The 13,287-nt window shown below is 28.5% G+C and carries 14 protein-coding genes; 8 read left to right on the forward strand and 6 right to left on the reverse strand.

What is annotated here, in order from left to right:
* Positions 1–8: 8 nt before the first annotated feature.
* Genes tkt through CMOL_RS06395 form a run of 6 tightly spaced genes read left to right on the forward strand, consistent with a single transcriptional unit; the run spans position 9 to position 5,788 of the window.
* On the forward strand, positions 9–1,907 hold the full coding sequence (gene tkt / locus CMOL_RS06370) for a transketolase (protein WP_239820148.1): 1,899 nt from the start codon (positions 9–11) through the stop codon (positions 1,905–1,907).
* Between the two features lie 2 nt (positions 1,908–1,909).
* Positions 1,910–3,022 carry an ABC transporter permease gene (locus CMOL_RS06375; protein ID WP_239820149.1) on the forward strand — a complete coding sequence of 371 codons (1,113 nt, stop codon included), beginning with the start codon at positions 1,910–1,912 and terminating at the stop codon, positions 3,020–3,022.
* Positions 3,022–3,744 (forward strand): ABC transporter ATP-binding protein, encoded by a 723-nt coding sequence (locus CMOL_RS06380; protein ID WP_239820150.1) that lies wholly within the window; start codon positions 3,022–3,024, stop codon positions 3,742–3,744. The genes CMOL_RS06375 and CMOL_RS06380 overlap by 1 nt, the downstream gene beginning before the upstream one ends.
* A gap of 2 nt (positions 3,745–3,746) precedes the next feature.
* The gene (locus CMOL_RS06385) at positions 3,747–4,637 is read left to right on the forward strand and encodes an MlaD family protein (protein WP_239820151.1); all 891 of its coding nucleotides are present in this window, start codon (positions 3,747–3,749) and stop codon (positions 4,635–4,637) included.
* The gene (locus tag CMOL_RS06390) at positions 4,637–5,230 is read left to right on the forward strand and encodes an ABC-type transport auxiliary lipoprotein family protein (RefSeq protein WP_239820152.1); all 594 of its coding nucleotides are present in this window, start codon (positions 4,637–4,639) and stop codon (positions 5,228–5,230) included. Before CMOL_RS06385 ends, CMOL_RS06390 begins: the two co-directional genes overlap by 1 nt.
* Before the next feature lie 57 nt (positions 5,231–5,287).
* The gene (locus CMOL_RS06395) at positions 5,288–5,788 is read left to right on the forward strand and encodes a flagellar FLiS export co-chaperone (protein WP_200282498.1); all 501 of its coding nucleotides are present in this window, start codon (positions 5,288–5,290) and stop codon (positions 5,786–5,788) included.
* A gap of 5 nt (positions 5,789–5,793) precedes the next feature.
* Here CMOL_RS06395 and map read toward each other — a convergent pair whose 3' ends face one another.
* The 6 genes from map to CMOL_RS06425 form a co-directional block, all read right to left on the reverse strand.
* Positions 5,794–6,552, reverse strand: coding sequence for a type I methionyl aminopeptidase (gene map, locus CMOL_RS06400; RefSeq protein WP_239820153.1), 759 nt, complete (start codon positions 6,550–6,552; stop codon positions 5,794–5,796).
* 9 nt (positions 6,553–6,561) lie between these two features.
* The gene (gene murI / locus CMOL_RS06405) at positions 6,562–7,305 is read right to left on the reverse strand and encodes a glutamate racemase (RefSeq protein ID WP_200282504.1); all 744 of its coding nucleotides are present in this window, start codon (positions 7,303–7,305) and stop codon (positions 6,562–6,564) included.
* Positions 7,302–7,775: a C40 family peptidase gene (locus CMOL_RS06410; RefSeq protein ID WP_239820154.1), complete on the reverse strand. Its 474-nt coding sequence runs from the start codon at positions 7,773–7,775 to the stop codon at positions 7,302–7,304. The genes murI and CMOL_RS06410 overlap by 4 nt, the downstream gene beginning before the upstream one ends.
* A gap of 15 nt (positions 7,776–7,790) precedes the next feature.
* Entirely contained in the window at positions 7,791–8,960 is a 1,170-nt protein-coding gene (gene nhaA, locus CMOL_RS06415; protein ID WP_239820155.1) for a Na+/H+ antiporter NhaA, read from the reverse strand.
* Positions 8,957–10,105 (reverse strand): Na+/H+ antiporter NhaA, encoded by a 1,149-nt coding sequence (gene nhaA, locus CMOL_RS06420; protein ID WP_200282512.1) that lies wholly within the window; start codon positions 10,103–10,105, stop codon positions 8,957–8,959. Before nhaA (CMOL_RS06420) ends, nhaA (CMOL_RS06415) begins: the two co-directional genes overlap by 4 nt.
* A 121-nt stretch (positions 10,106–10,226) precedes the next feature.
* Positions 10,227–10,409 carry a YjfB family protein gene (locus CMOL_RS06425; protein WP_200282515.1) on the reverse strand — a complete coding sequence of 61 codons (183 nt, stop codon included), beginning with the start codon at positions 10,407–10,409 and terminating at the stop codon, positions 10,227–10,229.
* A gap of 237 nt (positions 10,410–10,646) precedes the next feature.
* On the opposite strand from CMOL_RS06425, the gene CMOL_RS06430 reads away from it, so the two are divergent.
* Together CMOL_RS06430 and CMOL_RS06435 are read left to right on the forward strand one after the other, a co-directional pair.
* Positions 10,647–12,713 carry an FTR1 family iron permease gene (locus CMOL_RS06430; protein ID WP_239820156.1) on the forward strand — a complete coding sequence of 689 codons (2,067 nt, stop codon included), beginning with the start codon at positions 10,647–10,649 and terminating at the stop codon, positions 12,711–12,713.
* The gene (locus tag CMOL_RS06435) at positions 12,710–13,246 is read left to right on the forward strand and encodes an iron transporter (protein ID WP_239820157.1); all 537 of its coding nucleotides are present in this window, start codon (positions 12,710–12,712) and stop codon (positions 13,244–13,246) included. Before CMOL_RS06430 ends, CMOL_RS06435 begins: the two co-directional genes overlap by 4 nt.
* The last annotated feature ends 41 nt before the right edge of the window (positions 13,247–13,287 follow it).

Consider the following 13,287-nt stretch of genomic DNA (forward strand, 5'->3'; position numbering starts at 1 on the left):
GGTTGAAAATGGATACAAAATTTTTAAAAATTCAAGCAGATACTTTAAGATTTTTAAGCGCAGATATGATCGAAAAGGCAAATTCTGGTCACCCTGGTGCACCTTTAGGTTTAGCTGATATTTTAAGTGTTTTAAGCTATCATTTAAAGCATAATCCTAAAAATCCAAACTGGCTAAATCGCGATAGATTAATTTTTTCAGGGGGTCACGCAAGTGCTTTAATCTATAGTTTTTTACATTTAAGTGGTTATGACTTAAGTTTAGATGATTTAAAAAAATTCAGACAACTTCATTCTAAAACCCCTGGTCATCCAGAAATCACAACACCAGGCATTGAAATTGCAACAGGTCCATTAGGACAAGGTGTAGCCAATGCTGTTGGATTTGCTATGGCTGCTAAAAAAGCTCAAAAAATGCTAGGAAATGATTTAATTGATCATAAAGTATATTGTCTTTGCGGTGATGGGGATTTACAAGAAGGAATTTCTTATGAAGCTTGTTCTTTAGCAGGACTTCATAAACTTGATAATTTAATACTTATTTATGATAGCAATAATATCTCTATAGAAGGAAATGTAGGTCTTGCATTCAATGAAGATGTTGCTTTACGTTTTAAATCTCAAGGCTTTGAAGTTCAAAATATTGATGGGCACAATTTTGAAGAAATCAACAAAGCTCTAGAAAAAGCAAAAAATTCTAAACAGCCGAGTCTTATTATTGCAAAAACAACTATTGCTAAAGGCGCTGGAAAGCTAGAAGGAAGTCACAAAAGCCATGGTGCACCTTTGGGAGAAGATATCATTAAAGAAGCCAAAGAAAAAATAGGTTTTGATAAGAATTTAACCTTTCAAATTCCATTAGAAGCAAAAATTCGCTTTGAAAGTGCTATAGAAATTGGAGATTTAGAAGAAGCAAAATGGAAAGAAAAACTTAAAAATTCAAATAAAAAAGAACTCTTAGAAAAACTTTTACAACCTGATTTTAGCAAAATACAATATCCTGATTTTAAAGGCAAGGACCTTGCTACAAGAGATAGCAATGGAGAAATTTTAAATATCTTAGCCAAAAATTTAGAAGGATTTTTAGGTGGAAGTGCTGATTTAGGCCCTTCAAATAAAACCGAACTCCATAATATGGGAGACTTTGTAGAAGGAAAAAATATCCATTTTGGTATAAGAGAACATGCAATGGTAGCAATTAATAATGCCTTTGCTCGTTATGGCTTATTTTTACCATTTTCGGCAACCTTTTTTATTTTTAGTGAATATTTAAAACCTGCTGCTAGAATTGCTGCTTTGATGAAAATAAAACACTTTTTTATTTTTACTCACGATAGCATTGGAGTTGGAGAAGATGGTCCTACTCACCAACCTATTGAACAATTAAGCACTTTTCGAGCTATGCCTGATTTCTTAACCTTTAGACCTGCTGATGGGGTTGAAAATGTTAAAGCTTGGAAAATAGCTTTAAATAAACAAATGCCAAGTGCTTTTGTGCTTTCACGTCAAAAACTTAAAGCTTTAAGTGAACCTGTTTTTGGAGATGTTGAAAATGGAGCTTATTTATTAAAAGAAAATGACAATCCTAAATTCACTTTACTTTCTAGCGGTAGCGAAGTTTCGCTTTGTTTAGATGTTGCCAATGAGCTTGCAAAACAAAATATTACTTGTAATGTTGCTTCAATGCCTTGTTTTGAACTCTTCAATCAGCAAGAAAATGACTATAAAAAAAGAATTTTACAAGGTGAAGTTATAGGAGTTGAAGCAGCAAATTCTAATGAGCTTTATAAATTTTGCCACAGAGTTTATGGCATAGAAAGTTTTGGAGAAAGTGGAAAAGATAAGGATGTATTTGAACATTTTGGTTTTAGCGTTTCTAAACTTTTAAATTTTATAATTAATCAATAAAAATGAATGCAAATTTCAAATTTCAAAAAGATAAGATATTGATTTTTGGAATTTGGAATAAAACAAGTATTACAAAATTAAAAACTCACGATTTTTTATCTAAAATTTCAAATACACAGTGTGTTTTTGATTTTAGCGATCTAGAAGAAATTGATATGGCTGGAGTAAGATTCTTTCTTGCTTTAGAATTTGACCTTAAAAAAAATAATATCTCTGTATTAAAACAGGGATTAAATTCTCGCTTTGAAAAGCTATTTCAACTTTGTGAAAAAAATTATCAAAGAATAGAGAATAATATAAACCAAAACTCATTTGATTTTAAAAAAATATTTATATCCTTAGGAATTCTTAGTATTAATTTTCTTATAATTTTAAAAGATTTTATCAATTTTATAGGTACTTTTTTTGTCGCTCTTATATTATGTTTTAAAAATCCTAAAAATTTTCGTTTTGTATCTTTTTTGTATCATATAGAAAATTCGGCATTTAAAGCTTTACCTATTATTATTCTCACTGCAATGCTAATTGGAATCGTTCTTGCCTATCAAGCAGCTTATCAATTAGCACAATTTGGAGCTAATATTTTTATTGTTGATCTAATAGGAATTTCAGCCACAAGAGAACTCGCTCCTTTAATTACAGCTATTATAATAGCTGGAAGAAGTGCGAGTTCTTATACAGCTCAAATTGGAGTTATGAAAATAACAGATGAAATTGCTGCAATGAATACAATGGGATTTAGATCTTTTGATTTTATTATCATTCCTCGCGTTATGGCTTTAATCATCTCCATGCCTTTGATAGTTGCCTTAAGTGATGCCGTAAGTATTTTAGGTGGAATGATAATAGCAAAAATAAACCTTGATATTTCTTTTTCAGAATTTATAAGACGCTTTAAAGAAGCAGTAGAATTAAAACAAATCATTATAGGTCTTGCAAAAGCTCCAATGTTTGGTTTTTTAATTGGCGCGATTGCTTGTTTTAATGGCTTTAAAGTAAAAAATACTACACAAAGTATAGGAATTTATACCACAAAAAGTGTTGTAAGTACTATTTTTTGGGTAATAGCATTTGATGCTTTATTTTCAATTATTTTAACTATGGCTGGAATTTAATGATTATTAAGGCACGCAATATCATAACTAAATTTGATCAAAAAATAATCCACAATAATATAAATTTTGAAGTTAAAAAAAATGAAATTTTTGGTATTTTAGGTGGAAGCGGAAGTGGTAAATCTGTTTTATTAAAACAAATGTTGCTTTTAGAGCATTTTGATGAAGGAGAATATGAAATTTTAGGATTTAAACTTAAAAATATAAGTGAAAAAAATGCTCTAAATTTACAAAAACAATGGGGGGTAGTTTTTCAATTTGCTGCTCTTTTTAGTTTTTTAAATGTTTATGAAAATATAGCCATTCCTTTGAAAGAATATACTCAACTAGATGAAGATTCTATCAAAGAATTAGTTTTTATGAAACTTAAAATGGTTGGGTTAAATGAAAATGTTTTAAAGCAATTTCCAAGCCAATTAAGCGGAGGTATGCAAAAAAGAGTAGCTATTGCAAGAGCACTAGCTTTAGATAGCAAATTGCTTTTTCTTGATGAACCTACTTCAGGATTAGATCCACATAGTAGCCGAGAATTTGATGAACTTATTTTAGAATTACAACAAATTTTTAATCTTAGCATTGTGCTAGTAACTCATGATAAAGATAGCATGAAAACTTTACTAGATCGCTTTATCATTTTAGAAAATACTCAAGTAGGTTTTTATGGAACTTATGAAGATCTTAAAATGCAAAATGAAAAACTTTTTAAAAAATTTATGGAGTAAAAGTGGAAAATAGAGTTAATTATTTTTTTGTAGGAATTTTTATATTTGGATTATTTTTTGCTAGTTTGGCATTTATACTTTGGCTTGGTGGATACTCCAAAAAAGAAAGTTTTAAATACTATGAAATTTATACGCAAGAATCTGTAGCAGGACTTGGAATCAAAGCACCTGTAAGACTTTTAGGTGTAGAAGTAGGAAGTGTAGAAAAAATAAGTATAGAAGAACGAGATAATTTAGGGGTTAAAATTTTAATTAAAGTGAAAAAAAATACTCCTATTAAACAAGATACATACGCGACTTTACAACTTCAAGGAATCACTGGGCTTAAATTTATACAACTTCAAGGAGGAAGTAAAGAAAGTCCAGAACTTATTAATCACAATAAAAAGCTCCCTGTAATTCAATTTAAAGAAAGCTTTTTAGCTACTATAGACAAGCAAAGTGAACATATTTTTTCTTTGGTTAAAACGGCTGATTTAAAAACTAAAGAACTTTTAAACGAACAAAATTTAAAAAATTTAGGACTCATTTTAAATAATTTAGCTCAAATAAGTTCCCATCTTAACAAAAACTCACAAAAAATGAGTCAAAATATTACAGATGCTAGTTTCAAATTGGGACAGATGGCGGATAATATAAGTTTTACTGCTAAAAATTTTAATGAAATTTTAAAGAGCGTCAAAGAAACAACAATTGCTTTGAATTCTTTTGTTAAAAAAGCTGATTCAAAAATAGATTCTTATGATGATTTAAAACAAAATATTGATCAAAATTTAGAACTTCTAAATAAAGTATTATTAGAAAGTGACATTTTAATAAAGAATTTACAAAGAAGTCCTTCTGATATTTTATTCAAACAAGAAAAACCTCAATTAGGGCCTGGAGAAAGATAATGAAAAAATATTTGTATATACTTATTTTAAGTTTTATTTTTTATGGATGTTCTATAAATAATCAAATTGATAAAACTCAAATGTTTATTTTAAAAAACGATGAAATCTCATCTAATATCTTCTTTAAAAAAACAAACAAAATTTTAAAAATTAAAAATGCTTATTTACCCCTATATCTTAATTCAAAATCAATCATATATACAAAAAACAATATAAGCAATACTTATGCTTATCATTTCTGGGCAGATTTGCCTAGCAATTTTTACAAATCTTTTCTTTTATCAAAACTAGAGAAAACTAAAATATTTAAGACTGTTATTTCATCACAAAGTTCATTAAATGCTGATTATGTTCTTGAAAGTAGAATTGATTCTTTTGAACAAATTATTGATTTAAAGCAAAACTATACACAAATTACTGTAAGTGTTAATCTTATAGATGTTAAAAAAAATGAAATTATTGCTCATCAATTTTTTAATTGTAAAGAAAATATTAATCAAAATAATATTTCAAATATTTATCAATCTTTTGAAAAAAATTTAAATTCTTTAACTAAAGATATTATTTTATGGATCAATTCCAACATTGATTGAAAGTAGGAACACTTTTTGCTTTTAAAAGAATAGCAATATTTTTTTGAAAGGCAAAAAATGAAAAATGAATTAGATATATTAAAAAAACACTTAGGGGAAGTTGAGGCAATAGGAGAATTTAAAGCAAATCAAATTTGCTCACAAATAAACGATGCAAATGATTTTATTGGTGCCTTACAAGTATTAGAGCTTACTCTTAAAAAAATTGAACAAAGTATCACTCAAAGACTCGATGATCAAATTGATAATTTACAAAAACGCACCTTAGATGCAACTACTTCGCAACTTATTCAAAATTGTTCTTTTATGGGAACTGCCCTTTTTGGAAATATTTTTAATGTTTATGTTGGCAAAAAACTTTTTGAATTTGAAATTTCAAATCCTCTTTTAATCTTAGAAAAAGCTGGATATGAAGGTGTTTTAGCTTATACTCAAGATAAAAGAGATGAGATAAAAAACATTTTAGCTGATCTTGCTAATGCAATTATCATGGGTCAAAATATAGACAATGCTGGAATGTATGACTCAAGTATGGATTTTAAAAATCTTTTTAGATAATCATTTTATAAAACAGAAAGAATATCTGCTCGTCCATTAATAATTGCAACACAATGCTCATAATGTGCAGTGTTTAACTCATCAACACTGCCAGCATCCCATTTTCCATTAAAATGTTTTGGAGTTCCATCATTTTGGCATATCATAGGCTCTATACAAAAAACCATTCCGTTTTTTATCTTAGGCCCACTTTTGGCATTAGCCCCTTTTTCTAAATAATTTAAAATTTCAGGTTCTCCATGGGGTTTTCGACCTATCCCATGCCCACAATATCCACGCAATGGAACAAAACCTCTTGAAGCGATAAATTCACCCAAAGCAGCTGAAAGTTCTTTAAAACGCATTCCATCTTTAATAATATCAATTGCATAATATAAAGCATCTTTAGCACAAGCAATTAAAGCTTCATCTTTGGAAGAAATTTTTCCAATAGCAATAGTTCTAGCAGCATCCCCATAATATCCATCAAGCATTGTGCCAACATCTATACCTAAAATATCACCTTCTTTAAGAATTTTATCATCAGGAATTCCATGAATGCAAACTTGATTTAAAGAAGTGCAAATTGCACCTGGAAAGCCATAAAGTCCTTTAAAAGAAGGTTTAGCGCCCAAACTTAATATATATTCTTCTGCCATTTGATCAATTTGTTTTAAACTCATTCCAATTTTTATTTCTTTTTCTAAAAAATCCAAAGTTTTTGCAACAATTTGATTTGCGTTTCTAAGTTTTTCTATTTCCGAAGGTTTTTTCAATTCTATCATTATCTATCCTTATAAATTTAACCAAATTTTAGCAGTATTTTTTAAAGATTGCACATCACTTGAAGCATAAAAATGCAAAAAAGCTTTATCTTTTTTATAAATTAGTTTTTGTTTTTCTTTTAAAAAATCAACTATAGCATCACCTGAATGTATTAATTTTGTATTTTGACCAAAATAACTACTCAAAGGCTTCATTAAAAAAGGAAAATGGGTGCAAGCAAGAATTAAAGCATCTGGAGTTTGAACTTTTTCAAAATAATATTTCATAGCACTTTTTAAAAATTCTCCTTCAAAAATACCCTCTTCAACCATAGGAACAAAAAGTCCAGTTGCTAAAGCTTTTATCTGAGTAAAACCTTGTTCACTTAAACGCTTTTGATACTCTTGTGATTGAATAGTTGCTTTTGTTGCAATCACTAAAATTTTTTCATTCTTATTTTTTAATGCTTTTTTTGTTGCCTCAACTCCAGCTTCTATCACTCCATATATTGGAATATTAGCGTTTTGACGTAATATATCCAAAGCATAAGCACTTGCGGTATTGCAAGCAATAATAAGCATATCAATTTGAAATTTTTTAAAAAAATCTAAAGCCTCTAAACAAAATTTTATAATCGTATCTTTATCTTTTACCCCATAAGGAACTCTTGCAGTATCTCCATAATAAACTATTTCATCAAAAAAATTTGCTTCATAAAGAGACTTTAAAACACTAAGGCCGCCAATTCCACTATCAAAAACTCCAATTTTCATTTTATATATCTTCTAGCACCTATATAACGTGATTTCCAATAAGAATTACTCAAACTAGCTTCCTTAACTCCTCCTTTAGAAGAAAGATGAATAAAATTACCCTTATTCATATAAATTCCTACATGCATACCATTAGGACCTCTACCTGTCCTAAAGAAAACTAAATCTCCAGTCTTTAAATGAGATTTAGAAACTTTTATACCTGAATTTAGCTGAGTTACAGTTGTTCTTGGAATTTTTGTATTAAATTTTAATAAAGCTTTTTGTGTAAATGCTGAACAATCAGCGCCTCTTTTAGTATTTCCTCCTAAAACATAAGGAGTTTTTCTCCATTCATAGGCGATAGATTTGAGTTTAGATTCTGCATTTGAATAATGATTGTTTGATTTTCCCATAAAAGTAAAGTTAGGATAAAAACTACAACCTGTGATGAAAAATAAAGCTAAAAAAATAAAAAAAAGTTGCCTCATTTATTTCTCCTTTTTTTAAGCACGATTTGCAAAAAATCTAAGATAAATAAATCCCCAAATTCCAGAACAAAATGAGGCAATTAAAATGGCAAGATTATCTGCATAATGAAATATATCGCTTACCTCATAAGCTAAACCATCAATAAATAAACTCATAGTAAAGCCTATACCAGTTAAGATACAAACTCCATAGAGTTGTCTTAAATTTGCTCCTTGAGGTAAATGAGCTAATTTAAATTTTATAGCAAAATAAGAAAAAATAAAAACCCCTAATTGTTTTCCTATAAAAAGTCCCAAAAATATTCCTATACTTACTCCAGAAAACATCGCTTTTAAATCTATATTTGATAAATTCACTCCTGCATTCGCAAAAGCAAATAAAGGTAAAATAACAAAAGTAAGCCAAAATTTCAAACTTTCATAAATATCTTCTAAAAAAGGTTTACCTTCTTTAGTAGACATAGGAATAAAAAAAGCTGTGATGATTCCTGCTAAAGTAGCATGCACTCCGCTTTTTAAAACACTGATCCAAAGAATCAATGAACAAATAAAATAAAAAGATTTTCTCGTAATGCTAAAAATATTAAGCATAAGCATTATAAAAATAACAATTGCGGCAATAATAAAAGCAAAAATAGAAAGTTTAGTGGTATAAAAAATTGCGATAATTAAAATAGCACCCACATCATCAAAAATAGCTAAAGAAAGTAAAAAAATTTTTAAACTTGATGGAATATATTTACCACACATCATCAATATTGCTAAAGCAAAAGCTGTATCTGTAGCTGTTGGAATGGCCCAACCCTTAAGAGTATACATATCGCCTAAATTAACTAAAGTAAAAAATAAAGCAGGGATTAATATACCTCCTACAGCTGCTATAAAAGGCAATACTATATTTTTAGGGTTTTTAAAATCTCCATGTAAAAATTCTTTCTTAAGTTCAAGACCTATTGCAAAGAAAAAAATCGAAATGAGTCCATCATTTACCCAAAGTAAAAAAGGCTTATTAAGCTGAAATTCACCAACACTAAATCCCACTTTTAAATTAAGAAGGCTACGATAATGTTCACTAAAAAATCCATTTTGTATTAATAAAGCAAGTAAAGTAGAAATAATTAATAAAATTCCCCCAAAGGCCTCACTTAAAACTAAAGTTTTTAATTTATGAAATACACCATTCATTTGATTATCTTAAGGTATATAAAACCGATTAAGGCACTAATTAAACTCGCCAGTAAAATAGCTAATTTATCAGCATGTTCAAAAATATCGCTATTTCTATAGGCTAAACCATCAATAAATAAACTCATAGTAAAGCCTATACCAGTTAAAATACAAACTCCATAAAATTTAGAATATTTTATATCTTCTGGAAGTTTTGCGAGCTTTAATTTGATAGCAAGATAACAAAAAGAAAAAACTCCTAATTGTTTGCCCAAAAATAAACCTAGCATAATCCCAAGACTCACAGGCGAAAATAAAGCACTCGCATCCATATCTTTAACATCAACTCCCGCATTCGCAAAAGCAAATAAAGGTAAAATAAAATAAACCACCCAAGGATTTAAATCCTTTAAAACTTTATGTAAATATGGTTGTTTATCAGATGTATCTAAAGGTATAAATAAGGCTATAATTACCCCTGCTAAAGTAGCATGCACTCCGCTTTTCAGCATGGCTACCCATAAAATCACTCCAATTAAAACATATAAAGATAAGTGTGTAAAATGAAGATAATTTAACACAAATAAAACCAAAATACATAAAAAACAGATTACAATAGCTAAAAATGAAAGTTGATCAGTATAAAATAATGCAATAATAATAATTGCACCTAAATCATCAAAAATAGCTAAAGAAAGTAAAAATAATTTTAAACTCGATGGAATTTTATTTCCCAAAAGCATTAAAATCCCGACTGCAAATGCAATATCTGTAGCCGTTGGAATAGCCCAACCTTGCATAGCAAAATCATGAGAATGATTAATTAAAGTAAAAATTAAAGCTGGAAGGATCATACCCCCTAAAGCTCCAAATAAAGGTAGAGAAACTGATTTTATATTTTTAAGCTGCCCACGTAAAATTTCATATTTTAACTCAAGTCCAATACAAAGAAAAAATATTGCAATCAATCCATCATTAATCCAAAGCTCTAAAGGCTTTGCGATTTTAAAATCCTCAAAACCAATTGTTAAATTTGCATGAAATAACTCTGCGTAATAAAAACCAAAAGAAGAATTTTTAAATAATAATGCTAAAAGAGTGAAGAATATAAGCAAAATTCCAGGAAAAGTTTCACTTAAAATTATTTTTTTAATCGTATGCATCTATAACCCATCCTAGAATCAAAAATTATTTTTATTATGATTATAACTAAAAAATACTAAAGAAATAATTATTTATGAATAAATTTATTAGGATACAAATTTGCATCCTAATTGTCAGATATTAAGCATAAATATCTAAACCACCAGAGCTCGAAGCTTTTGGAGCGGAGGCTTCAGAGACATTCTCCATACCTTCAATAAGCTTACTCATTAATGTTTCATTTGTATCCATAGATTTTTTTAATACTGAAGTATTAACTGCTGTTAATAAGTTTGCATTACTCATGGTTGCATCTGAAATCATAACGCCCTCCTTATTTTAATTTTAGTCTTAATTAGCAAAGACATTTAAATAATATCGGAAATATTTTAAAAAAATTAATAGCATTTTTTAGAATCTATCTTTTGAAAATTAAAAATGTAAATTTTCATTGTAAATTATTTTTTTAGTCCTATTTAAGATTATTGGTACTATACTTTTATAATTGATAATAAATATTATTTTTAATAATTAAAATTATAGTTTATGGAGCAAATAATAATGAAAATTTTTAGAATAATACTTTTTTATTTTTTATTTTTTTTCGCAACAACTGTTTTTGCCAAAGTCGACAATTATATTGCCGAAGCAAATATAATTAAAAGCATCCTCAAACAAAGTTTAGAGTTATATAAAAAAGGTGATGCCCAACAAGCAAAAAAACTAAGTGAAGATGCTTATTTTCAACATTTTGAAAATATGGAAGGCCCTATAGGTAGAAATATAGGTCGAAAAGCTATTACCATGGAACGTAAATTTATTAATTTGCGTCGTATGTATAAAGAAAAATCCTCTTTAGAACAAATCAATGCACTCATTGAAAGTCTTTATTATGATTTAGATGAAGTTGCTCCAATTTTACAAAATGGATATAAATTAAAAGCAGAAGCTAGTCAAACTAACTATGATAAAGCTGCTGCTGAGAAATCTAGTCTAGAAGCTAATGCCAAAAGAGAAGCTGATGCTGAAGCTTTAATTGCGCAAATTACAGGTGTTAAACCCTTATCAAATAACACTGATACAAACACTAGTGCTCATTTATCAAATTTAAATTCTAAAGATATTGATCAAGATCTTCAAGCTGCAGCTTCTATGGATGCAAGATTGCAATTTATTCTTGATAATATTTCGACCAAATTTACTCTAGCTGCAAATGCTTTTAAAAATGGAAATTATAATGAAAGTAAAAATTTATTAAATGATGCTTTATTCAATGATTATCGAAATACAAAAGTTGAAATTCTTATCAATAAATTTACTAAAGCGGGAAATGATCAAAAATTTCAACAAGCTCTAAGAACATTAATGCGCAAGATTAATGAGCAAAAACTTGATGAAAGAAAATTAAGAGATGATTTAGATAATATAGAACAACAGCTTTTTGATATATTTTTACAAATTCCAAATTCAGAACTTTCAAAATTAAAACTAAAAGGTTTTAATAACGAAAATCAAGGAAAAGATTATTCTAAAGTAGGAGATGATATCAAAGTTGCTTTAAATGAAATTTTAAATAATTATAATGGTTTTAATATTTCGGCTATTAATGAATTACAAAATACCTATTTAGATATTTTTGAAGCTAGTGGAATGGAAAATAAAATTGGTGCAGTTAATAGTAACTTAAAATTAAAAATTGAAAGTTTATTTTCCCAAAGTGTTGCATTGATTAAAAATAGTGCTGATAAAAAAGAACTTAAAGCTACTTTTGATGAATTGGAAAAATTCATCAAAAAAGGCATAGATAAAATTCAAGATTCTACACCTTATTCCCTTTTTATATGGGCTTTGGGAATTATCATACGCGAAGGTTTAGAAGCTTTAATTATCGTTGTTGCTATTGTATCTTATCTTGTTCAAAGTGGTAATAAAAATCGCCTAAATATAGCCTATAGTGCGCTTTTTACGGGGATTATACTAAGTTTTATTACTGCTTTTGCTGTCTCTTGGATTTTTAAGGAAAATGCAGGACAAAGCAGAGAGCTTATAGAAGGCATTACAATGCTCATAGCGGTTCTTTTATTATTTTATGTTGGATTTTGGCTACTTTCCAATGCGCAAAATAAAAAATGGGCTAGTTTTATCAAACAAGGCGCAATTGATGCTATTTCAAACAATAGTGCAAAAACACTTTGGATTACTGTTTTTTTAGCTGTTTATAGAGAAGGTGCTGAAACAGTACTTTTTTATCAAGCTTTACTTTTTGATGCAAAAACTAGTACAGATTTAAGTGCCATATTTGGAGGACTTGGCCTTGGAATTTTAATTCTTATTGTTTTATACTTTCTTTTAAAAGCAGGAGCTATTCGCATTCCAGTTAAGCAATTTTTTTACATTACCTCATATATTATTTTTTATATGGTATTTGTTTTTACAGGCAAAGGCATAGCAGAACTTATAGAGGGAAAGATTATTCTTCCTAGCTTAATCCCTATTAATTTTGAGCCTATATTATGGCTTGGAATTTATCCTTACTATGAAACTTTAATACCGCAGTTCATAGTATTAATTTTATTAATTATTGGTATTTTAATGACAAAACAAATTTCAAAAAAGGGAGTAAAATGAAAAAAATTTTATCTGGTGCTGTTATAGCAGCAATTACAAGCATTAATCTTTTTGCAGGTGAAGTACCGATTGGGGATCCAAAAGAGTTAAATGGAATGGAAATAGCAGCTGTTTATCTTCAGCCAATTGAAATGGAGCCAAGAGGAATTGACCTTGCAGCTTCATTGGCTGATATTCACTTAGAAGCAGATATTCATGCGACTAAAAATAATCCTAATGGACTTCCAGAAGGATTTTGGATGCCTTATTTAACTATAGCTTATGAACTTAAAAATACTGATACTGGGGCCATTAAACGTGGAACTTTGATGCCTATGGTTGCAGATGATGGTCCTCATTATGGTGCTAATATCGCTATGGAAAAAGACAAAAAAGGTGGCTTTGGGGTAGGTAATTATGAACTTACTTTTTATATTTCAAATCCTGAAAAACAAGGATTTGGACGCCATGTTGATGAAGAAACTGGTGTAGGTAAATGGTTTGAGCCTTTTAAAGTTGATTATAAATTTAAATATACTGGCACACCAAAATAATTTATATTTTTAGAAATTCTTATTCATAGAATTTCTAAAAA

The organism is Campylobacter sp. RM10537 (genome assembly GCF_022369435.1).
In the GTDB taxonomy this organism is placed as follows: Bacteria; Campylobacterota; Campylobacteria; order Campylobacterales; family Campylobacteraceae; genus Campylobacter_D; species Campylobacter_D molothri.